At 51.6% G+C, this 23,710-nt stretch carries 19 protein-coding genes; 2 read left to right on the top strand and 17 right to left on the bottom strand.

Going from position 1 to position 23,710, the window contains the following annotated elements; all coding sequences use genetic code 11:
* Positions 1-252: 252 nt before the first annotated feature.
* From ACOZB4_RS25900 to ACOZB4_RS25840, 13 genes are all read right to left on the bottom strand, one after another.
* Positions 253-1,413, bottom strand: a complete 1,161-nt coding sequence (locus ACOZB4_RS25900) for an N-acetylglucosamine-6-phosphate deacetylase (protein ID WP_379410926.1) — start codon at positions 1,411-1,413, stop codon at positions 253-255.
* Between the two features lie 14 nt (positions 1,414-1,427).
* On the bottom strand, positions 1,428-2,165 hold the full coding sequence (locus ACOZB4_RS25895) for a glucosamine-6-phosphate deaminase (protein ID WP_379410929.1): 738 nt from the start codon (positions 2,163-2,165) through the stop codon (positions 1,428-1,430).
* 36 nt (positions 2,166-2,201) lie between these two features.
* A complete protein-coding gene (locus ACOZB4_RS25890) occupies positions 2,202-3,476 on the bottom strand; it encodes a Gfo/Idh/MocA family protein (RefSeq protein ID WP_379410932.1) in 1,275 nt (424 codons plus the stop codon).
* Entirely contained in the window at positions 3,473-5,671 is a 2,199-nt protein-coding gene (locus ACOZB4_RS25885; RefSeq protein WP_379410934.1) for an alpha/beta hydrolase family protein, read from the bottom strand. The genes ACOZB4_RS25890 and ACOZB4_RS25885 overlap by 4 nt, the downstream gene beginning before the upstream one ends.
* The gene (locus ACOZB4_RS25880) at positions 5,668-6,909 is read right to left on the bottom strand and encodes a Gfo/Idh/MocA family protein (protein ID WP_379410937.1); all 1,242 of its coding nucleotides are present in this window, start codon (positions 6,907-6,909) and stop codon (positions 5,668-5,670) included. The genes ACOZB4_RS25885 and ACOZB4_RS25880 overlap by 4 nt, the downstream gene beginning before the upstream one ends.
* A gap of 16 nt (positions 6,910-6,925) precedes the next feature.
* Positions 6,926-7,756, bottom strand: a complete 831-nt coding sequence (locus tag ACOZB4_RS25875; RefSeq protein WP_379410940.1) for a carbohydrate ABC transporter permease — start codon at positions 7,754-7,756, stop codon at positions 6,926-6,928.
* The gene (locus ACOZB4_RS25870) at positions 7,749-8,630 is read right to left on the bottom strand and encodes a carbohydrate ABC transporter permease (RefSeq protein WP_379410947.1); all 882 of its coding nucleotides are present in this window, start codon (positions 8,628-8,630) and stop codon (positions 7,749-7,751) included. The genes ACOZB4_RS25875 and ACOZB4_RS25870 overlap by 8 nt, the downstream gene beginning before the upstream one ends.
* A gap of 80 nt (positions 8,631-8,710) precedes the next feature.
* Positions 8,711-10,024 (bottom strand): ABC transporter substrate-binding protein, encoded by a 1,314-nt coding sequence (locus tag ACOZB4_RS25865; RefSeq protein WP_379410950.1) that lies wholly within the window; start codon positions 10,022-10,024, stop codon positions 8,711-8,713.
* 329 nt (positions 10,025-10,353) lie between these two features.
* Positions 10,354-11,394, bottom strand: a complete 1,041-nt coding sequence (locus ACOZB4_RS25860; RefSeq protein WP_379410953.1) for a LacI family DNA-binding transcriptional regulator — start codon at positions 11,392-11,394, stop codon at positions 10,354-10,356.
* Between the two features lie 318 nt (positions 11,395-11,712).
* A complete protein-coding gene (locus ACOZB4_RS25855) occupies positions 11,713-12,930 on the bottom strand; it encodes an asparaginase (protein ID WP_379410956.1) in 1,218 nt (405 codons plus the stop codon).
* A gap of 347 nt (positions 12,931-13,277) precedes the next feature.
* On the bottom strand, positions 13,278-14,093 hold the full coding sequence (locus ACOZB4_RS25850; RefSeq protein ID WP_379410959.1) for an anti-sigma factor: 816 nt from the start codon (positions 14,091-14,093) through the stop codon (positions 13,278-13,280).
* Positions 14,083-14,625 carry an RNA polymerase sigma factor gene (locus ACOZB4_RS25845; protein WP_379410962.1) on the bottom strand — a complete coding sequence of 181 codons (543 nt, stop codon included), beginning with the start codon at positions 14,623-14,625 and terminating at the stop codon, positions 14,083-14,085. Before ACOZB4_RS25845 ends, ACOZB4_RS25850 begins: the two co-directional genes overlap by 11 nt.
* 154 nt (positions 14,626-14,779) lie before the next feature.
* Positions 14,780-16,171 (bottom strand): MATE family efflux transporter, encoded by a 1,392-nt coding sequence (locus ACOZB4_RS25840; protein ID WP_379410966.1) that lies wholly within the window; start codon positions 16,169-16,171, stop codon positions 14,780-14,782.
* Positions 16,172-16,327: 156 nt separating this feature from the next.
* On the opposite strand from ACOZB4_RS25840, the gene ACOZB4_RS25835 reads away from it, so the two are divergent.
* Both ACOZB4_RS25835 and ACOZB4_RS25830 read left to right on the top strand, forming a co-directional pair.
* The gene (locus ACOZB4_RS25835; RefSeq protein WP_379410968.1) at positions 16,328-17,197 is read left to right on the top strand and encodes an AraC family transcriptional regulator; all 870 of its coding nucleotides are present in this window, start codon (positions 16,328-16,330) and stop codon (positions 17,195-17,197) included.
* Positions 17,198-17,381: 184 nt separating this feature from the next.
* Positions 17,382-17,534, top strand: a complete 153-nt coding sequence (locus tag ACOZB4_RS25830; RefSeq protein WP_179090620.1) for a hypothetical protein — start codon at positions 17,382-17,384, stop codon at positions 17,532-17,534.
* A 139-nt stretch (positions 17,535-17,673) separates the two neighbouring features.
* Here ACOZB4_RS25830 and ACOZB4_RS25825 read toward each other — a convergent pair whose 3' ends face one another.
* The 4 genes from ACOZB4_RS25825 to ACOZB4_RS25810 form a co-directional block, all read right to left on the bottom strand.
* Complete coding sequence (locus tag ACOZB4_RS25825) at positions 17,674-18,228, bottom strand: hypothetical protein (protein ID WP_339269917.1); 555 nt, start codon at positions 18,226-18,228, stop codon at positions 17,674-17,676.
* A gap of 134 nt (positions 18,229-18,362) precedes the next feature.
* The gene (locus ACOZB4_RS25820) at positions 18,363-19,946 is read right to left on the bottom strand and encodes a response regulator (protein ID WP_379410971.1); all 1,584 of its coding nucleotides are present in this window, start codon (positions 19,944-19,946) and stop codon (positions 18,363-18,365) included.
* Positions 19,921-21,846 (bottom strand): cache domain-containing sensor histidine kinase, encoded by a 1,926-nt coding sequence (locus ACOZB4_RS25815; protein WP_379410975.1) that lies wholly within the window; start codon positions 21,844-21,846, stop codon positions 19,921-19,923. Before ACOZB4_RS25815 ends, ACOZB4_RS25820 begins: the two co-directional genes overlap by 26 nt.
* A gap of 182 nt (positions 21,847-22,028) precedes the next feature.
* Positions 22,029-23,702 carry an extracellular solute-binding protein gene (locus ACOZB4_RS25810; protein ID WP_179090621.1) on the bottom strand — a complete coding sequence of 558 codons (1,674 nt, stop codon included), beginning with the start codon at positions 23,700-23,702 and terminating at the stop codon, positions 22,029-22,031.
* Between the last annotated feature and the right edge of the window lie 8 nt (positions 23,703-23,710).

Raw genomic sequence — 23,710 nt, 5'->3', positions numbered from 1 at the left:
AAAACCATCCCTGTGCGAGCTAACGCAATGATCGCTCGCATAAGGATGGTTTTTTGTATTGGTTCCGCCAGACGATGGCCAAAGAGAGTTGTAGTCTGCTGGAGGGCAGCAGATTTGCGGTCCAAAGTCCCATAAAAGGATTTTCTGGATCGGTGAGCGTGACTCTTTGCACTTCTCCAAGTCCCCTGTAAGAATCAGGACGTGTTGTTCGCGGACGCTGTTCATTTTCCCGCAGCCTCCTACACCCTCATATCAAATAGGACCGTACACCGTCTCGCCCGCCACAACTGTCTCCCGGACAGCCATACCCGATCCGTCTGAATCGCAGTCGAACAGCGTCAAGTTCGCCGGATTCCCGATCGTAAGCTCGCCCAATTGCGGCATAGCCAGTACCACAGCCGGGCGGATGGTGACCGCGCTTACCGCTTCCGCCAGCGTCATATCCGTATAGCGGATCGCATTCGCAATGCCAACGTCCAGCGAAGAAGCGGATCCGGCCAGTATCGCCGGATTCTCCACCGTATGCAGGCGCCCGTCTGCGGTCAGCTCGACCTCGCCTCCGATGAGGCTGCTGTACCGTCCGGGAGCCATGCCACCGAACATGACGGCATCGCTGACAAGCAGCGATTTGTCCCGTTTCGCCCGCAGCATCGCTTTCAGCACAGGGGGCGCCAGATGGTGGCCGTCCGGTATAAAGGTTGCCCATAACCGGTCGTCCGCCAACTGATGCCAGATATAGTTGGGGTGGCGCGGCAGAACGGTCTGTGAACCGTTCCCCAGATGAGTCGATACCGTCGCTCCTGCCTGCACCGCCCGATCGATCTGCTCCCCTGTAGCCATCGTATGCCCGATCGCCACAACCACGCCCGCCTTGACTACCTTCTCTATAAAAGGAACCGAGCCTTCGCGCTCCGGCGCGAGCGTCACCATCCGGATAAGCCCGCCAGCGGCATCCTGGAGCCGCTGAAACTCATCCCAATCCGGATTCCGGATATACTCCCTCGGATGCGCCCCTCGACTGCCGTCTTCACCAGATAGATATGGACCTTCCATATGAATGCCGGCAATAGAGGCACTTCCGAACTCCCCGGACTGGACATATCGGGACAACCCGCTAAATGCTTGACGCATCCGGTCATAACTGCCCGTGATGACCGTTGGCAAGTATGCGGCAACCCCTCGCCGATGCAGCGCACGGGTCACGCCTTCAATATCGCTCTGCGACGTCACGGTCCCGTTCAAGTCGTATCCCCCGAAGCCGTTGACCTGCACATCGATCCAGCCGCTGCTGATCCAAGGTAACGCCGTCTTATCGTTCTGTCCCAACCGGCGTATAGCCGCGATCCGTCCGTCTAACGCCGCCTCTACCTCAACCGATTCGCCGGTATGCGGGAGCTTTCCACGCCACAACATAGGCGTCCCCCTAGCTACGCCCATTGATAAATCGGCGCTGCCGATGCTTTATCCAGATATAGCATCCAGCTGGGATGCGTCTTCAAGATGGTAGCTGGCACCCGGTTGTCCACCGCGCCTTGAATGGTATTCTGAATGGCAGCCGCTTTGGCCTGATGAGGCACGACCGAGACGATATGGCGGCTCTTCAAAATCTGTTGGACTGTCATCGTTATCGCTTGCTTCGGCACTTCCTCATTCGATGCAAACCAGCCTTCCCTTACCTGCTGGCTCTTGCACGTATCGCTCAGGTTCACGATGGTATAAGGCAACTCATTATCAAAATCGGCCGGCGGATCATTAAAGGCAATATGCGCATTTTCCCCAATGCCGATCAGGGCCAGATCCACAGGAGCCTTGGCAATCTCTTCATTCAACCGCTTCACCGTTTCCTCAGGATCTCCTTCCCCGTCAATGAGCCATGCCTGGCCGACGTTCGCATATTTCAGAAAACGCTCCTTCAAATACTTACGGAAGCTCGCGGGGTGAGATTCCGGCAACGCGATATATTCATCCAAATGGAACATCTCGATCTTATCCCATTCCATATCCAGCTTCACGAATTGCGACAAAAACTCAAACTGCGACGCGCCCGTTGACAGGACGATGCGCGCTTTTCCTTTTTCCGCGATCGTGTTGCGGAGAATCGCCTCGCAAGCGCGGGCTGCCTCCAAACCTGCTTGATCCGCATGTTCCAATATGTTCAATTGCATAATGATAATTCCTCCTTGTTGTACAGCGTTGTAAATTTAAGCCAGAACGTCGCTATTCATAAATTCCTCCAGCCTCACCATGCGCTTCTCTACGCGGGAACGCTCGGCGGCAAAGGCCATCAGATGACTCTGTATCGACGCTTGGGCAGAAGTTGAGCTGTTATGCTGCCCCTGGGATCTGACCGACTTCACAAAATCCTCAATTAAGCGCATATCCCCGCCTCCATGTCCTACATGTCCTTCCGGATCGACGAGTTGGATCATTTCCTGCTTGCCGCTGCCAAAGCGGCGGATCTCGATCTCGTTGGTTTCCATCGTGGCCCGAATCTCACCCTCAGTCCCCATAAGCTTGATGGTACGGTTGCATTTCTCCGTGAACGCGCTCATCGTGAACACCGCCGTAATGTCATGCTCGAATTCCATACTGACGACCTGGTGATCCACGACATCGTTATCGCAATGGTACACGCACCGGCCAAAAGGACCCTCCAACATCGCTTGGTAACGCGCTTCGTAACTCGGATCGTTGCTCGCGGCCTCGCCCTTCCAACCCGCATTCTCGATCAGATACGTATTCGGCGCATAGTACTGGCATTCATGGGATACCGGGCATCCATCCAGGCAGCGCTTCGGCGCGCCAGGCGGAGCTGATTCCGGACGAAAATGCGACAGGTGGCCATAGGAGGCAACGCTCAGGCATTGTCCTCCCGCCAGCCATTGCATAATGTCGAGGTCGTGACAGGATTTGGCCAGAATCATCGGGCTGGATGACTCGCTGTTATTAAAATATCCCCGCACGTACGAGTGCGCCTGGTGCCAGTAGCCGACGTTCTCATTGTGCTGGATCGACATCAGACGACCGATCCGTCCTTCATCAATCAAACGTTTAAGCTCTTGGAAAAAAGGCGCATAACGGAGAACATGGCAAATCGTTAACGTACGGTCGAAGGCTTCCGCCTGCCGGCCCATATCGATGCATTCCTGCCACTCCGGCGACATCGGCTTTTCCAGCAGCACATGGTACCCAGCGGCCAGCGCCTTCATGGTCGGCTCATAGTGGTCCCGGTCCCTCGTGCAGATGAAGACCGCATCCGATTGGCGGGGCCCAGCAAAAAGCTCATCCCAGCTCGTAAAGCATCGCTCATCCGCTATCCCGTACTTCGCTTGGCAGCGGCTTCGCCGCACCTCATCCGGATCGGCAACGGCAACAATCTGCATCTCCTCCGGTCGCTGGAGCGCATAATCGCTGTATATCATGCCGCGAAGGCCGGCTCCGACCAGCGTGACCGTTAATGGTTTTGGTTTACTCATGTCCTTCCACTTCCTTTCCCTCTAGTTGCCCGCGATATACTCCCCGATTCGTTCAGCTCGGAGGGATCAAGCACCTTCAAAATGCCGGGAAACACAACGCTCATCGCTTCTTCCTCCTCAAACTGCCGTGCCCTGACCAGATCGGCTGCGCTGCTCATAGGATGAATGGCCGTGATCGCACCGATTCTTCGATCAATCTCCGCGGCAAGCTGCACGTAAAGCCCTTCCCGACCCACGGTATAGAACGGGATCGCTCCCCCCTGCCACTCATCAAAGTGGGAGATGACCTCCATGCACCGGAGGACATCGTACGTGCGCAGCGCAGCCAGACTGTCCCCGAGCCAGATCAAATCATCGGCAAGCTTATGCAGCACGCCAAAATAGGAATGCGCAGGTTTTTCGTATATCGGATAAGGCTCATGAGGACCGACCCCGGACATATTCAGCACCAGTACGGCGCGGCCGGATTGACAGGTCTCCTGAATCCAGGCCCAGTGATCCTTCAATCGCCGGGTCCCTCCCCGCCAAACCGCAACGGTCAGCGGCTGCTTTCGTTCGGTTATATCCCCGGCCAGTCGGAATACATAACCGCTGTTCATGATGCCTTCCTGTGACCACCACAGCCGATAATCGGCCTCAAGACCCTCCACTGCGCCCAGCCGAATGATGCGCGGGTTCAATTCGTAAGGCTTGCGGGAGGCGTAGATTCTCTCCAGTAGCCACTGCCTTGCTTGATCCTGTCTTTGCTGCGTCGGCAGCAGCGACCGGGCTGCTGCCAGTTGGTCGCAGCGATCGGCATTGAAGTCCCGGATCGACCTTGCATCAGCCTTATCCCGGTACACCTGACCGCTGGGGCTGCACCATAGTTGTTCCGGGGGCAGTGCCTCTATCTTCATTGCATCATTGACAGTAACCTTCACCTCGAGATGCCGGACGAAAAATGCCGCCGCAGCCGCAGCCAGCCGGTCCGTATAGCGGTGCGTCGAGGCGTCGGTCACAAGCTGCAGGTCATCGCGTTGACCCAGCAGCTCCCAGAAGCGTCTTCCTCGCTCCACGGTACGCCGCGTGCCTTCAATCGGGAAGAAATCGTACTCCGCCGCCAGCACGATCAGCGGCTTCGGCGCAAAAGCGATAAGCAGATCCTCATGGTCGTAACCCAGCCCGGACAGACCCGGCCATACCTGCTCGGCATCCTGCACGCCGCCGGCATGCATGTACAGCTGCCGGTTCATGATGAATGTGGCGGGAGCCGCTGCCGCAATGCGTTCATCGCAAACCATCATCATGCCCGTCTGCGTTCCGCCGCCGGAGTTCCCCGTTACGCCGATCCGGGCTGGATCAACATCGGGCCGTTCGCATAAGTAATCGACGGCACGCATGGCATCGTGAACGAAATAGCGGGCTACGCTGTCGCCGAGCATATGACACTGAACGCCGTATTGCTGATGCTCCTTTGTACCCCATATGACGCTTCCTTCCCGATCTTCGAAATCATGAAGGCTAAGGCGCTCGCCCTGCCCGATCGGATCGATTGCCAACACAATCAGGCCAGCCCGAACGAAGTGCTGGATCACGCGCTGATAATAGGCATCATGCTTCGCCCCCAGCTCGTGTCCGCTCAGAAACAGGACGGCCGCGGAACGTTCTTCCCGGTGATCGGGCAGGTACAGATTCGAAGTGACATAATACCCCGGACTGGACTCGAATATGACCTTCTCTACCTGAAAGCCGGCTCCGCTAACGACACCCGCCGTATGTACATTAAGCGGAGGCTGATGTTTGGCTTGCGCTCCATCATCACCGGTTTCTCCCGCTGCGCGCCCGGAACGGAGCCTGACGAGCGACGCGCCCTCTGAAGTCCCTTCTGCCTTTTTACTGATTCGCCCTGCCGCCTTGTTCGTGTATACATTTGGCAAAGAAACGCCAGGCTGTATCCTCTCCACGAATGACGTCCCTTCTTCCCTTTCCAGGTTGGCAAACGTAAACGTATCAGGAAGCCCGCCGATGGACCTCAGGAAAGCCCCCCTGATCTCCTCCTGCCGCTTTCTCGCCGCTTCGGGTGTGACGATGGCATCCCGAATGACATCCCCGGCTGCAAATGCGGCATCGGAACGTTCAAACACATGCACCTTCAACTGATCCCTCGTGTCGTATAATGTGCAGATATACTGCTCCAGTCCCTGAACGCTGTTCATCTCGGTGAACTCCCGTCGACAAACTTCGGCGAAACGTCCGGAAGTTTCATCGCCCGGCCTTCGGCAATGGAACGATTGGCTGTGGCACCAATCAGAAGGGATTCGGCGCCTACCGAGCTATCGGCTTGTTGACCTAGAGGATCTTCGATTCCGCCTTCGAACAGCGCCTTGCGCAGCTTCGCATCCCCGCCGCCATGACCGGCGGCCGATGTATTGACCTCGACCACCTCTTCCGTGCCATCGGTTCTGAAGATATGAATCCTGCTCGCTTCCCCTTGCTTCATATCCGCGTTGCTGTATATATTCGAGACCTCGATCCGGCCTTTGCTGCCGTTGATCGCAGCGCGCCATCCCTCATAAGGGCTATAGGCGACGAGGGAATAGGTCAGCATTGCATTATTGTCATACCGGACATTGACCGACATCGTGTCATAAATGTCGATCCGGCTGTCAAACAGGCACCGGTCCCGGAAATATCCGTCCGCTTCTTCAGCCTGGCGATAGTATTTTTCAAGAAACGGATCCTTTTCGATATCCATATAGAACTCGCACTCGTCTTTCCGATGGCAAGTAAGGCATCGTTCTCCATGATCCTGCCGATCGTCCCCATACACCCGTCTCGTTCCAAAGGCATGGACCTCCACAGGACGGCTGTTCATCCACCAGTTCATGATGTCGAAGTGATGCGTGGACTTGTGAACCAGCAGTCCGCCGCTGTTCTTCATCTCGGCATGCCATCTACGGAAATAATCCGCGCCATGCCGGCGGTCCAGAAACCACTCCAGATCAATATGGTAGACATCCCCGATGACCTCTTGCAGCAGCAATTCCTTCACGGTCGCAAAATAAGGTGCAAACCGGAGGTTGAACGTAACCGTCACCCTCTTACCGCTATCCTGCTCCGCTTGCAAAATTTCACGGCATTTATCTTCATCAATCGTCATCGGCTTCTCGCTAATGACATCACAGCCGGCTCTCAAGGCTTGCACGATATAGGTATGGTGCGTGTAATCCGTGCTCGCCACAATGACAACATCCGGCTTCACAGCCGCAAGCATGCCGTGGAAATCATCATATACGGGAACTCCCCCGCATTCCTCGCTAAGAAAGCGCGCCCGCACCGGATTGGCATCATACACGCCTTCAAAGGCAACGTTCCCCTTCCAATCGGTTACCATCGGTTTAGCAAACATATACAGCGCTCTTGACCCAGCGCCGACTAGTACGTACTTCTTCATGTCGTAAGTTCCTCCTTCAGCCCTTCATCCCTGTCGAAGCGATACCCTGAACAAATTGCTTCTGCGCGAACAGATAGACGATGACGACTGGAAGCGTCGTAATGACGGCCCCTGCCATCAGCAGCGCTTGGTTGACGTTCTCCGATTTCAGGTAGAGCAAGCCGAGCGGCAATGTATATAATTCCTTGTCTTGCAGGTAAATCAGCGGTCCCAGCGTGTTGTTCCACGCCCCCATGAAAGTGAATACCCCTAGCGCCGCCAGCGCCGGCTTGCACAGCGGCAAATAAATTCTGAAGAATATGCCCGGCGGGCTGCAGCCATCAATCGTAGCCGATTCATACAGCTCTTTAGGCAAAGATTTGATAAACTGATGCATCAGGAAAATACCGAACGCCCCGCCCAGAAAGCTGGGCACGATCAAAGGGTAATACGAATTCAATGCGCCAAATTCCTTCCAGATGAAATAGGTCGGGATCATGGTCACTTGAGACGGAATCATTAAGGTTGCCAGCATGATCATATAGATGAGCCCCCGCAGCCGGAAGGTGAACATCGCAAGTCCAAAGGCCACAAACGCGCAGGAGATCAAGGATCCAACCATCTCGATCGAGACGATGAAAAAACTGTTCAGGGTGTATCGACCGAAGTCGACTTTATTCCATATCGTCACATAGTTATCCCAATTCATCGGATTCGGGATGAGCTGCGGCGGCATCTGCGAGATGGCGCCTACCGTTTTCAGCGATGTGGACAGCATCCATAGGAATGGGAACACCATGAATACCGCACCGACAATCAGTAGCAGGTACATGAGCACCTTAAGTAAGGGGTGAGTAGTCTTAGTCATAATGCACCCACTTCTTCTCAAAATACTTCTGGAACAAGGTGAAGCCTAGAATAATGACAAACAGCAGCCAGGCCGTTGCGGATGCCGGTCCCATTTTGAAGAGCAGGAACGCATCCCGGTACACTAGCAGGTTCGGAACCATGTTTCGTTCCGGAATTCCCGTGGTGATGGAACCGAACAGGCCGAGGAACACATCAAATGCCTGAAACGCCGAGATGGTAGACAGAATCATAACGAGATATACCATCGGCGTTACCATCGGGAACACCACCTTCGTCAACTGCTTCCAGCCGTTGGCGCCGTCGATTTGCGAGGCTTCCAGCACCTCTTTCGGAACATTTTGCATCCCGGCCAGGATCATGATCATGGATTGACCAACGCCCTTCCATACCTGAACAATCGCGATGCTGGAGACGACCATCAGCCAATTGCTGCTATCTATCCATTTCACAGGATCGAGGCCGATGGATTGAAGCACCCAGTTGATGACGCCGTATTGGTAGTTGAACATCCACACCCAGACCACGCCGCCGGCGATCCACGGAGTAACGACAGGCAGGAAATAGAACAAGCGGAACAACCCCTTGGCCCGAATGGCCTGATTCAGCATAAAGGCGATCACAAACGCCATGATCGTCTGAATCGGCACGAAGATAAGTGCAAACATAAAGACATTTCGGATGGATACCCAGAATTCATGTTTGTTCAATACACGCACCCAGTTATCCAGCCCGACCCAGCGCGGTGCGTTAAACAAGTCCCACTCCGTGAAGGAAATATATGTGGAGAATACAATCGGAAATAAGAGGAATACCACGACATTAATGACAAACGGCAATGTGAATATATAGCCCCAGTACCCTTGTTTCTGCATGACACACCTACCTTTCGATAGCGGGAAGAGAGGTGCAGCCCGATACGTCGTCAAGACTGCACCGCTCTTATCCCATGAAGCTATTTACTGGAGTCCAGTACGTCCTGAACTTTGGTATGAATATCTTTCACGCCGTCTTCAACCGAGACATTGCCTACCATGATTTCATTGACCACCTGCTGCACCAGAATGCGCCATTCGCTCCAAGTAGCATTTTCATCCAGGGTAACGCCGCCTTCGTTAATGCCGTCCGTGAAAGCCTCTTTGTTCAGCGGTTTGGTTGTGCTGTCCTTCAATTGATCCAGTGCCGACTTCTTCACGGGAAGCGTGGATCCCGTCTTGACGATCATGTCCTGCACTTCATCGCCGAGGTAATATTTCAGGAACTCCCAGGCGGCATCCTTCGATTCCTGCTTCGCTCTGGAGGAGACCAGCCACGTGTTGGCTACCATCGGAACATAACGTTTGCCGTCAACGCCTTTCGGAATTTTGACAACATCCCAGTTCGTATCGGCAAAACTCTCGTTCATATTCACCTGCAAGCTGTATTGGAGGAAGTACATCGCAGCCTTGCCGCTTGCGAATACTTCGAGCTCGCCGCCGTTCGCTTTTAGAAAGTCGATATCCGCAAAATATCCCTGGTCCAGCCCATCATACAGCTGCTGTAAACCGACCGCAGTCTTGGGATCGTCAAACCGCGATTTCGTCAGGGTATCGTCCAGGGCAGAGCCGCCTGCCTGCTTGATCCAAGGGAACCAGCCATTGGTTATGGAAAAGGATCCGATAAATCCGAATTGGCTCGTTTTGTCTCCTTCTTTGATCGTCAGCTTCTTGGAGGCCTCAATCAGGTCGTCATAGGTCCAATCGTCGGTCGGCACTGGCACGCCGGCTTTCTCAAAAACATCCTGGTTATACGCGAGTGCAATCGGGTTAATACCGTGAGGTACACCCCAGATCTTGCCTTCAGGCGTTTTGGCCGAGAACAAGCCATCGATGTATTCGTCTGCCTTCAGATCAGCTTCAATGTAAGAGGATAAATCCTCTGCTACACCGCGCTGTCCGTAGCTAAGTATGGTGGCGTTCTCTTGGAACCAGACGTCCGGCATGGTGTTGCCTGCAATCTGCGTGGCGATCTTGGACGTAAAGTCCCCCCATGGCGCTTCTTGAATTTCAACGTTGATGTGGGGATGGGAAGCAATAAAGCCATCGATAATTTCCTTACTCGTCACCTCATAACTGCCGGGAAGCCCAATCTTGAGCGTCACTTTGTCTTTGCTGCCTCCCGGTTCGCCCGGCGGAGTTTCCCCGTCGGTTGACCCTCCGGATGAGGAGCATGCCGTGAAAATCATCATAAACGCCAGCATCAGGGTGAATACCTTTACCTTTTTTGACATTGAAAACCCTCCTTTTTGTTTAAAAAACAGGATTGCGTGTTTTCTGCTCCAACTCATTCCAAAAGGCATTATTTTTATAGTAATCGATTTCTGTAACGAGTATAGCATGGAAGCCCTTTCTTGAATAGAGTTTTCTATGCTCTCTTCGATGTTTTTTATTATAAAAGTCTGAGTTCAAGCGTTACATAAGGCATTCTGAGGTTTTAAAGGAATTGTTTCCCACTTGGTTGATTCAGACACGGACAAGTAATTAGTTAGTAATCGATATCTTTTATTGGAAATAAATAAAGCCCGAGCAGTTATGCCCGGGCTTTATGCCATCCTTGTATTCACTTGTTTTCCCGGATATCCCGAACCGATTTTCTCTCCAGCAATTTAGGCTGCAGCATAACATCAAACATCGGACTATCGTCGCCCTGCATCATATCCAGCAGCATTTTGCAGGCCATCTTCCCCATCTCGTAATCAGGCTGCTTAATCGTTGTAAGCGGCGGATGAATCATCTGCCCCACATCAATGCCGTCAAAGCCCATAACTGAAATCTGCTCCGGCACTTGGATATCACGCTGTGACAATTCGTTGATCACCCCGAAGGCCATCATGTCGTTGCATGCAAAAATCGCCGTCGGCTGCGGCGAAGAATGCTCCAGCAATTTCTGCGTGAGCTGCTTGCCCGTATCGAATTCGGTAATCGCATTATACACTTCTTCAGTCGGTGACTCGACCACCAGCGGCTTGAGACCCGCGTCCTTCATCGCCGACATATAACCCTGATGGATGCTTCGGCGACTTGGGCGATCCAGCTTGGAAGTAACGTAACCGATGCGTTCATGCCCCTTCTCCTGCAGATGCTTGGTTGCGATGTAACCGGCTTTGTGATAGTCGAACTCAATCTGGTTAATGTTATCCTCGTCGATCTTCTGATCGATGGCGATGACGTTCAGGCCAAGCTTCATCAACTGAGTCAACTGGCTCTTATCCTTGGAGATCGAGGAGATGACCAGGCCTTTGACCTGTTTCTCCATGATCGTCCTTAAATATTCATCTTCCAGCGCCGGGTCTTGCAGCGAATTGCATACGATAACCGTAAAACTATTCTGCCGAGCCACCTCTTCGATCCCGAATATGACGGAAGAATAAAATGGATTCACAATAGAAGGTATGATGACTCCGATTGTATTGCTGCTATTCTTCTTCAGCTGTTTGCCGAGCATATTCGGAATATAATTGGACTCCTTCGCGATTTGCCGGATGCGCTCTTTAAGCTCCTTGCTGACAGGATAACTGCTGTTGCTTAACACGCGCGAAACCGTCGCCGAAGAAACATTTGCCATCTTCGCTATATCATGTATCGTGGTCGGCTTCTTCATAGGATCCCTCACTTATAGTAATCGTTTACTATTGTAAAGTATACAAATAGCTGACATAGAAAGCAATAAATCGATGAAAATATCCTCAACGCTCACGCCCCTGTTACCATCCGGTTTATCCCGAACTCCTCGGCTATAATCCGATTGGCAGGAATGTTATTTTCAGCCGCTGAATCTGACAGCCGCAAATAGCCATTTGTCCCTTCGTGCTTGCGAACAAAAAAAAGACCGCCAGGTTATCCCTGGCGGCAAATATATTGGTGGAAGGAATTTCATGGTTCAGTAGGAATAAGGAGTAGCCAAATAGAGTAACTAAGATTACACTTCAGGTGTTCCGTAGGTTGTGAACCAACCCTTAATGGTATTGAAATCATCCGTAAAGGACAAGGAGAGCAGCAGCAGAACGCGGGCTTGTTGAGGGCTAAGGTTGTCACCTGTAATGATACCCTCTCCGCCGCCGTATACGCTGCCGGAGCCTGTACGGGTCGTTGTTACGAAAACCACCCCCTTCTCGATAGCATCCTTGCGGGCCGCACTCATCTCTTTCGAGATGCCGCCTGCACCAGTGCCGGAAGTGACGATGCCTTTGGCTCCGTCTGCCACAAAGCCTTTAATCGCACCGCCGCCGGCTTCCTGATAGGAGATCGCAATTTCGACCTTCGCCAGATCCCCTTTCGAGATTTTGCTCAGGTCAAACACCGGTTTGCCTTGACCTTCCCCCTTCATTGCACGGAGGGGAGCCCGGTAGATACGGATATTCTCGTCATCGATATATCCGACCGCTCCCAGCATAGGCGTTTCGAACGTGTCGGTACGGTAGTCATTGGTCTTGGTTACGCCGCGTGCCAGATGAATCGTATCATTCAGCATCAGCACCGTGCCGAAGGACTCCGTACGGCCGCTTCCGGCAAGCTTGATCGCGTTGTACAGGTTCGCTTGGGCATCGGAACCAATCACCGTCCAAGGTCTCATGGAACCCGTGATAACGACGGGTTTGTCGCTTTGCACCGTCAGATCGAGGAAGTACGCGATCTCTTCCATCGTATCCGTCCCCGTCGTCACAACGACGCTATCGTATACCTCCAACGCTTTGTCGACGGTCCGGGAAAGATCGTATAAATCCGCCATGGTATAGGCGCTTGACCCGGAGTTGCCGAACTGGATCGTGCTGATATCCGCAATCTTGTCCGTATTCGGAAGCTCGCCCACCATATCTTCAATCTTCAGCGTACCCGCCCGATAAGATTGAAAACTGGTGGCATCCGTCGATTGGCCTGCCAAAGTCCCGCCTGTCGCAATGACCAGCACGTTCGGCTTAGTCGATTGCTTAGAAGCTTCCGATAGAGGAGGTACCGTCGTATTCCTTCCCGGCGTTGCAGGAGTCTGTACGGGTGCAGCCGTACTAACCGTTCCTTTCACTTCCGTCACTGTGGCAGCATCTGCCGCATAGGCTCCAAGAGGAGATAAAGAAATAACAAAAGCGGTGAATGCAGCGGTACTCCAGACCGCTAAAGGACGTTTTGACTTTGGTTTCATTATGGCACTCTCCTTTTATGTAATAATACATAACATTAAAATATGTATTCGTTAAAGTTATTCTATTTAATGTTATTTAATATAACAAATCGAACATGCAATAGGAAAAGCGTTTCCAATTAAAGATATCCATCATTATCATTTGATTTATAGGCATTTTCAATAAATCAAAAATAATATATCCCAGAATTAGGGAGTGTTCAATATATTCATAGACCTTGGTAATGTTATATAACATTACATATAGTTATCTGCTAGCACTTCTAACCGATCTTTAATCACTTAAAAAGGATAGCCTCTCATCATTCGATTGGACTATCCTTGTTTATATCATGAACTGAAGCTATCTACTTACTGTCAGACTCTGCATTTGTATTGGTCGTAATATGGAATTCCTTCATCATGTTATGAAAACGCGCACCGAAGCCTTCTGAAGCCTCCAGGAAATACTGCTGCTTCACGACAAAGCTGCCGCCCTGCCCGTTATCAAATACGTAATACCGTATAACCGGATCATCCCACTCTTTGCCGCCGGTTCCGCCAACGGCACGCACTTCCCAGCCTTGAATCGGTTCATCCACCGAATTCGACTCGACCTTCGGATACTCTTGCAGCTCCGCCTGGATCCGTTCCGCGGCGGTCTTTGGATCGATGCCCTCCTGTGAAATTTCCATGAACACTTCCGGATAGCGATCATCCGTCGGCTTCTCCTTCAATTCAATGCGGTCCACGCCCGATTCATGAACCATTTTAAACCGGCTCTCATCAATGTAAATGACGTAATCCGCACCCTCATGCAGCTGATCTACGCTTGTTTCCGGCGTGCCCTCAAGCTCCTGCTCGACCGTTTTCTGGGGAGCAAGCCATTCCTTCACCTGATCAATAAACGCCTGAACCGGTGCCGTCTGGAAGCTGACGGTCAGCACAATGGCTGCCGCAGCGGCGGTTCCCACAATCCATACTGCCGCTCTTCGTCCCGAACGGCGGCGCCCTTTCGATTCCCGCGGTGCGAAGGGAGTGTCCGCTTCCGCAGGCCGCCTTGCTTGCTCGCTATGAATCCGCTCCTTGATCGCCATCCAAATCTCGTCTTTATGTCGCATCGCGTCATCCGTACCCTTTTTCAGGCCGTCTTCAATCTCTTGATCCCATGGATCACGTCTCATGCTGATTCCCTCCCCTATTTTGCAGCATCCATTCCTTTAATTTCTTTCTCGCTTTGAACAGCCTGGACTTCACCGTGTTGACGTTCAGCTCCATCATGTTCGCGATATCCTTCTCGGTAACATCATTCAAATATTTCAAAATGACGGGAATCCGGTGCTGGTCATCCAGCCGCTGCACCAGCTCATATACCTCGCCGTGCCGGTCAAAATCGTAGGTGTCGTTCTCCGAGGGAATATCCCTCTCCTCCGAAATCTCGGAAGGCACCACCCTCGCATGTTTCTTCAAATACCGGTTGCACTCGTTATAGAGAATCCGGTTGAACCACGGATCAAAGGGCCTGCTCAAATCATAGGACTCCAGATTGCGGTAAACCCGGATAAACGTTTCCTGGACCACATCGGCGGCGCTTGCCGGACTCCCGGTGATTGCGGTTGCCGTTCGAATCGCCCGATCCGCATATAACCGATACAGTTGTTCAAACAGTTCGTCGCTGTATTCCATCTTTAATCGTTGTATAAGGTCGTTTAGCAAACCGTGCTTACCTCCTTTCACTTGGCCAATCACTTACAATACCCCGGCATGCAGTTGAAAAGTTTTCGAATGCGTTATTTTTATAGTATGGCAAAAAAAGGATACCCCGATGCCGCACGGCCGAAGTATCCTTTTTCTATATTATAGCCCGTCATTACGCTTGCGCCGGGATCGGTTCCATTGGCTGTGCCTGATGGCTCGCCGGCTCTACCTGCTCTGCCTTTCTCAAGTGCTTCTGCCCGCGCCAGCGGAAGAAGGACAGCACGCCCCGCAAATACTCGTCGGCAATCATGCAGGAGTATATGCCGATGAGCCCCCATCCCATGTGAATGCCAAGTACATAAGATAGCACGGTAGCGACCAGCCACATCGAGCCGAGGGAAATATACATCGTAAACCTCGTGTCTCCGACGGCGTTAAGCGAGTTGCCGAGGGCCATGTTGAGCATTTTGCCCGGCTGGAGAATTAGATTCATGCCCAGGAGCGATGCGCCGATCGCAATGATCGTCTTATCGTCCGTAAACAGCCCCAGCAGTTGCTTCCCGAACACATACAGAAGGAAGGCATTGACTACAACATAAACAGCCCCGACGCCCAGCGCGCGATACGCGCTCCGATAAGCCTCCTTGATCCGGCCTGCGCCAAACAGATGCGCGATCTGAATCTGGGCAGCCATCGCAATCGAAGAACCCAGCAAGAAGCAGAAGGATTCCAGTGTATTCATATACGTGCGCGCAGCCAGCTCGGCAGCACCCAGCGTTGCAATGAAGGAATAGATGATCAACTGCGTGAACACCCAGCAAGACATATTGATGCCGAGCGGCCATCCAATCTTCAGAATTTCGCCGAACAGCGGACGGTTGAACACACGGAATTCCTTCCATTTGATCCGATATTCAAATGAACGAAGGAATATATACAGTAGTAAGAGCACAGCGAGCAGACGGCTGACCACCGTCGAGATCGCGACACCGGTAAGTCCCCACTGCGGGAACCCGAAAGCGCCGAAAATAAACCCATAGTTCATAACAACGTGAATGATATTCATTCCGATCGCGACATACATCGGTGCACGCGTATTGCCGGTATTCCGGATGACGGTGCTCATCGTAGCCATCATGGCAATCAGCACCATCCCGCCGCCGACAATGGAGATATACGTTCCGGCAAGCGGAAGCAAATGGTCCGGCAGTTGGAGGACCGAAGCGATGGCCTCCGGCATCGCAAATAATATCCCGCTGCACACCAATCCGATGATCGTGGTGACACTCACCGCCATGATGCCGATCGTTCGGGCATCGCCCGTTTTATGCGAACCGATCTTCTGAGCGATGAGAATGCCGGCACCGCTGGCAACCGTCATGAACAACGTTGTCATAGCCTGAAACAACTGATTGGAGAAGCCAACCACCGCAACCGCATCATCGGAAATCCGGCTGACCATCAATGTATCCACCGCTCCCAGCAAAAACTGCAGGAACAGCTCGATGAATATGGGCCATGCGAGAACCCATAATGTAAATTTGTTTGTGTTTTTATCCAACATTCCAACCTCCGCCCATGATGTAAGGGTTAAACACAATTCATGATGAAACGGTCTTTAACCTTCTCAAATTATAGATGGTATACTGGAGTTATAATATCATTTTCCGAACGAAAACTATCAAAATTCAAACCTCGAGAATCACGAAAGGGCTTTCTTATGACAATCCTGAAATTTACCGTTCCGCCGCTGCCGGAATATATCAATAGCGGGCTCACCCGCGCTCCTATTCATAGCGGACATCCCAACCGTAAAAACATCGGTATCTTTGACCTGCTCGTGGTCATGAAGGGGGAGCTCCATGTCACGGAGAATGGTATTCCTTATGAAATCGAACCCGGCATGTTCCTCATCCTGCGTCCCGATACGCATCATTTCGGCACGAAGGGATGCACGGTGGAGACCGATTATTACTGGCTTCATTTCCAAACCTCCGGGGAGTGGCATGCGGACGAGGCCTGCCAAACGCCTAGAAGAGAAGAGGCTCCGGAGCTGAAGGCGATGACGCCGAACTATTTTTCCGTTAATATCCCCCAATTTGGCACCCTTCCTCAACCGGAAAAAGCCCTGGAGCTCCTGGCTACCATGTCTTCGCTCGTTCAGTACGGTCACCAGGCCAAATTTTTATGGCGGCAGCAGGTGGTGTTCCAAGAGCTCATCGAACAGCTGGCCGCCGCACTGGATACACCGGTGTCCTCCCCTTCCTCTGCCTGTGCCGAGCAGGCCGCGGCGTATGTGCGGAAGCATTACCGTGAGGAGTTCAAGGTGCAGGATCTTGGCGAACGCATTAACTTCCACCCTGTTTATATCGCACGCTGCATGCAGAAGGAATTCGGCTGTTCGCCTGTTGAATATTTGCAGCGCTACCGGATCGAGCAGGCCAAAATGCTCCTCATGCAGACGGACTTCAGCATCAGCCGGGTCGCTGAAGAGGTCGGTTTCAATCATGCAGCGTACTTCACCTCCTGTTTCACGAAGCAGGAAGGGATCTCGCCGCGTAAATACAGGCAGCGGTTCTTTATGAATTAATTCATTTTTACGCAAAAATCTAAGAAAGTGACTTGCAACCTGTGCGGGATCTCTTTATAATGAGAATTAGCCATATGATAATGATTATCATTACCGGGCAAGTGAGAATGTGTTGAGAATGGACGTTTGAGCTCCTACACGCTTCGCTTGGAGAGTTTATATATAAAGGAGAGCCGATTGACTTATGAAGACGACTTCCCGCCGCTGTTCTCTGCAAATCGATGATTATCTGGACCTGCTGAACCTTGCGATCCAGCTTGGAGATGTGAAATGGCAGAAAGAAATCACCCGCAAAATGGAAATGACGCTGTCCACATTAGAGACTGCAGCTCAATAAATAACATGGGGATTACATAATCCTGCATATAGAAAAGACACCCGATCGCGAATTCCAGGTATGTCCCAGGAAAGCCGATCCGGTGTCTTTTTTTTCTGTCATCCATATCGTTCTTCTCTGGGTCCTTGGATTCACTAAATTACTTCTTCGTAGTAAAACCATCCAGATCCTGCTTTAACCGGTTGTTAAGCGCTACCAATTCGCCGTAATCGGAGATGTCCAGGTTGACTTCGCCCCCCTCAACCGATTCCGAAACGTAATAGACCTTGTACATCAGAGGAATCAATGCTTCCGAATCCCGCATAATAATCGCGTATTTCTCGATATCTTCGTCCGAAAAGCGCCCGTTCTCCACATAACTCTCCCTTATGCTGTCAGACAGAGCCAGGAACTTTGCAGCGATGGGGTTAAGCAGCTGAGAACGGACGGCTTCATCCGCTGTCTTGGAATACGCCTCGATAGCTGCCAGCTTCAGCCGTACTTCTGCAAGGCGCGCTTCATGAAGGGGCATGGACTTCAACTCCAGAATGTCGGTGTAATGACTCCATATTTGAAATAGAGATGTGCCCAATATGCTTTGCAAGGTCATTTGTGTCCCCTGTTCGATCTTCTTCTGATGTTCAATCAGAAACACGGTGCATACCAGCACCAATGCTACAATCCATACCCAGATCCATTTCGCTGCATTCGACATTACGCACCTCCGACTTTTCTATTTTACCATATTAAGGAAAAACGAGATGCGATCTATCGTCGCCAGCGTAAAAAATAAAATCGATCCCGCCGATTCAAGATATGCGGCGGGACCATGCCAAAACGTTAGCCGGACTATTCATGCTGCAATCCCGCACCCGTTTGTACCTTGATCCGGTATTCATGCGGCGAGATCCCTTCCAGCTCTTTGAATACGCGCGAGAATTGCTTGGTGTTCTCGAAGCCGACCGCTTTGCCAATGTCAGCAAGCTTCATGGCACCATCCTGGAGCAGGTCCTTGGCCTTCGTAATCCGCAGCTTCTTAAGATATACCACAAAGTTCTCACCCGTATGGGCCTTAAACGCTTCACTGAAATAAGAATAATTCAAAGACACATAATTGCTGACCATCGCCATGTTTAGCGGCCTGTGATAATTCTCCTCCATGTAACTCACCGCTGCCTTGATCTCGGAATGCTCACTGTGGGCGGAACGAATCCCTTTAACATATTCATTCACATGCAGCAGCAAATGCTCCAGATTTCTGAAATAGGTGTGAAAATGACGGTAATTGTCCATCGTTCCCACCTTTCGGTACAGCTTCAACACTTCCACCATGGATTCCCCGTACACACGGAATACCTCATCCAGCACCTGCTCATTGATCCGCTTGCTGACAAACTCCAAATAATCGATGGCCACATGCGGCATATCTCCGATATGAAAAATATCCAGCAGCAGCGCCTGGATCTCCCGCTCCCGCTCCGTGCCGAGCATGTTGCCCAGCTTGCGGATACTCTCTTCCGGCACCGGATACGTGCGCAGTTCTCCCTGAATATCATCATGGCTCATCAGCTTGACGTTGGGATGGATGAATGTATAGCTCAAGGCGTTCAGCGCCTGAATGTAACAGGAGCGGATATCTTCGATCCGGAAGCCTTCCCGGCTAATGCCAACGAAGAGCCCGTCCATCTCCCGCTCGGTAAACTGCCGTGCCAGCTTCTCGAATTGCCCGTCCGGACTGCCGATGAGCACGACCCTCCCCTTGCTGTCCAGAAAGCAAGCGTTGATCCGTCCTTCCACTGAAGCCCTCATGTTATCAATCAATTGCTTCAGCTCATCCTTATTCATGGAATTGCCGTCTTCGTACTTGTATTTTATCACCGCTACCCGGAATGGCTTCACGAATGATTCAAACCCGATTTCGCTTGCGGCAGCCTCCATGTCCATCCCCAGCCCTTGGGGCAGCTCCAGCAGCTCCTTCAGCCGATGGGTCTGCAGCTGCTGAAGATATAATTCACTGGCGGCCACCTGGTTGTTCACTTCCGCTTGCCGGACCAAGGCTTCTTCTGTCTTTCGGAGGGCAGCGAACAGCTCATCCCGTCGAATCGGCTTAAGCAGGTACTCCTTCACCTGGTAACGGATCGCCGCCTTCGCATATTCAAAATCGTCATATCCGCTCAGGATTAGAACGACGGGTTTAACACCCGTTGTTTCTTCCAGTCCAGCAAGCGCCTCAATGAGGCGTATCCCGTCCATGACCGGCATCCGAATGTCTGTAATGACGATCTCGGCCGGTTCTTCGCGGAAGGAATCCAGCGCGTCCTGCCCCTGGGCAGCCAAGCGGATCTCGTATTGATCCGGGAATTCCCGTTCAATCATCGTTTTCAGTCCATACCGGATATTCTTCTCATCATCCACGATCATCAGACTTCTCATGTCCACTGCCTCCTCCTGTTAACAGAACCTTAGGGAATGTCATGGTCACCTGCGTGAACTCCCCCTCTTCGCTCTTCACTTCGATTCCATATTCATTCCCGTAGAACAACCGAATTCTCTGGTGCACATTCCGAAGTCCGATTCCTCCAGCCTGCACTCCACCTCGCCCGTAATCTACGGAGGGGAGTTCCTCGTTGTCCGCCGTTCGCAGAATCTCGCTCAGCCTGCCCAGCCGATAAGGCTCGATCCCGATGCCGTTATCCGTGACGTTAATCGTGATCCGGTTCTCTTCCCAGGCAATAGCATCGATCTTGATCCGCTTCTCCTGATCCGGGAACTCGGGCCAGGCATGCTTGACGGCATTTTCCACGATGGGCTGCAGCGACATTTTCAATACCTCGAGCTCCATGAATTCAGACGGAATGTTAAGTTCAAGCCGGATCGGCTCATCAAACCGGATATTCATGACATCAATATAATTGCGAATATGGCGAATTTCATCCTTCAGTTTGACGTACTCCCCCGACCATTTGAAATTATAGCGCATCATCCCGCCAAGGGAGGTCAGCGCGTCTGAAATCGTCCGCTGCCCCTCGATTTCGGCCAGCATCTTTATATTTTCCAGCGTATTGTATAGGAAATGAGAGTCAATCTGGCTATGCAGCGTTCGCAGCTCCGCTTCTTTGGTCACCGCTTGCTTGCGTACACCCTGGGCAATCAGTTCATTGATGGTGCGGATCAATTTGTTGAAATGATGCGCCAGCTCTCCCACCTCGCCGCCGCCCTGGATGGCAATCGTCGCGGTCACTTCACCCTTGCGGACTCTCTTCATCGTCTCCGTTAAACGGCGTAAACTCTTCAGGATAATGGAATTCAGGTAGTACGTAATGATCGACAGCAGAAAAATCAATATAATATTCGCCGCGATAATCTGCCCCTGGGCTTTGGATACGTTACTTAGCGCCCCTTCCAGTGAAACGACATTCAGCACATGGGCATGAAGCCGTTCCATCGGTGTCGCAATCAGCAGGAACGAGGAGCCGTTTAAACTGAACCGGGCATGTACTGTTTCCTCAAAGTCACCCGCCTGCTGCTTCAGATTGGCGAATTGGATCGCCACCTCATCTCGGAGTCCCTCGTGACTGGTCATAAACGATTGGCTTCTGTCCATGAACAGCTGCCCTTCCTGATCGACAATGGCCATCTGCGAGCTGTCATCCACGATACCGGCAAAGGTCTTCGGAGCAAAGTGCTTGAGCAGCATATCCACCTGGATCACGCCACGGTAACTCCCGCTATGGACTTGGCGAATCAAGGACACCTTCGGCAGCTCCTCGGAGGCATCGGCAGCGTAACGCTGCAGAATATCGGGATCGCTGTAGTTGAATACCCAGAGTTCCCCACCGTTCAAATCCTTGATCTTAGGGAACCACGGCTCGCTTGCGATCCGTTTCTCCTGGAAAATGATCGGCCACATTTCCGTTACATTGGAATTATTCGTATATAACCGTAGGTGCGTGATATTCGGATTGTTGGTTTGGATCCGTTGGATATCCTTGAAGGGCCCCCAAGCCAAATCGATTAACCACGCCGGCTCCGGTTCTTCATTGATCCGGAGATAATCCTTGATCCCGTCATCCGAAATTGCCAGCTGAGCGGCCATCTCAATCGCCTCAATCTGGTTCAGCATGTTCATCTTCTCAATTTCTAACAGGAACGAGTTCTGGTTGAGCGCATCACTGATATAGGTATCGCGGATCTGCTTGAAAAAATAGTTCGATACGATAATGCTCGGAATGAGCAAAATCAAGATATACGCAGCAACCAAACGACTCTGCATCGACCTGCGGCCAAACCAATAAGTAAACGATTGAATAAGCGATCTTATTCGTGTCATCATGACTGTCACTTCCCGTTTTCTATGTATGGCCGCAGCCGAGCCATGAATGGAAAGGCGACATCAGCCGATCGGATACCCTCCTATATTAGCTCGTGATGCGACAAAAGGCACCCTATTTCGACAAAATCGATAATAGGGTACCTTGAGTCTTCATTTTGTTCATCCGCCTGAGCGGATCATCCTTACTTCAAGAATTCCTCAAGCTTCTTCACATTCTCTTCGTATTCTTTCTGTCTGTATTCCTGCACTTTCGCAAACCCCAGCGATTCACGCTTCGCTTGGTAATCGTTCCAAATCTGATCGAACTCGGCATCCGTTTTGGCAAAGATCAGCTTCGGCAGGATTTTACCCCACTCGTTCAACACCTTGTCGTTGATGATGCCTTCCTCGGAGCTTGCATCCGGATCCAGTTGATCAAATTGTGAGAAGCTCTCGGTCTTTCCACGAGTCCAGTCTTCCATCTGCTTGAACGGTTCCACGGCCGGAGGCGCCCAAGGCTGCGTAACGTTGTTATCCATCATCATCCAGAAGGTATGGGATGCTCCATACTTCTTGTCGAATGCGCCGCGGTCGCTGTTCAACAGCTCTGCAACCTCTGGCAGGAATTGATCTTTGCCATCGATCGTATCCCATGTCACGCCTTTCTCGCCAAGGTAAGTATCACGCTGACCTTCTTCGGAGATCAGGTAATCCAGGAAGCGAATGGCACGCGCTTTGTCTTTTACGTTTTTCGAGATCAAGGTTACCGTCCAACCGGAGATCGAAGGACCCGACAGCGTCGGCTGATCCAGATTGGTGTTAGCCGGCCCATCCACAGCGATATAGACGGAATTCGGATCGTTTGCATACAACGCGTTCTGCTGGTTCGCCATATCGCTTCGTTGGTACAGCATCGCGAAATAGCGTCCCTGTGCGATTTTTTCTTCCATCTGCGGACGTTTATCTACGAAAATATCCTTAGACATCAATCCTTTTTCATTAGCAAGACGCAAGGTTTTCAACCATTTTACATATTCCGGATCTGTTGAACGGTCATTCAATTTCCCGTCTTTATCCTGTGGAATGGCAAGGAAGTTCTGCAGGTAACCCTCCAAAGAGCTGTTTCCTTTTTCATGGAAATCATGCAATCCAAACGGAATGAGCGGCTGCCCGTTCACATCCGGGAACATTTTCTTGGCGTCCTCAAGCGCTTTCAGGAAACCTTCCGGTGTGCGCATATTCGGGCTTCCCAGTGCCTCATACATGTCTTTGCGTACCAAGAAGGTTTGGTTCGATGTGATGTTGTCGCCAAACTTCTCATAGTCCTTCGGTGATGAGGAGGCATTCGGATAACCGTAAATGTTACCATCATCCTTGGTGTACCATGACACTTTCGCAGGGTCCGTTACCTTATAGAAATACGGATCATATTGATCAGCCAATTCGTTCAGCGGCAGGACCAGGTCGCCTTCAATCATCTTTTTGACAGCGTCTTCATACCACCCTAGCGTAATAAAATCTGGCAATGTACCGGAAGCGATCATCGTATTCATCTTCTCGGCTTCGTTCCCCGCAGGTACGATCAGATTAAGATTAACCCCCGTCTTTTTGGTTACGTATTGAGAAGTAATGTCCTCGCCCCATTTGTTCGGGAACCAGGCAAAGTTGATGTACCAGTCAAATGTAATCGGGGAGGTATCGACTTCCCATCCCGGCTGATCCTGAGTCAATTTTACTTCTTCTGCCGGCTTTTCTTCCTCTTTTTCTTTTTCCGACGCGCCGCTATTATCACCGCCGGACGAGCATGCTGTTGTAAAGGCCATGACCAGTGCGAACATCAACAACAGAAGGCTCTTTGGCTTAAGCATCTTGCTCATGTGTTTAC

The sequence above is a fragment of the Paenibacillus sp. NPDC058898 genome, assembly GCF_049316025.1.
Classification (GTDB): Bacteria; Bacillota; Bacilli; order Paenibacillales; family Paenibacillaceae; genus Paenibacillus_AQ.
Note: the sequence above shows the minus strand (reverse complement) of the source record. Positions and strands in the feature narration are given on the sequence as shown.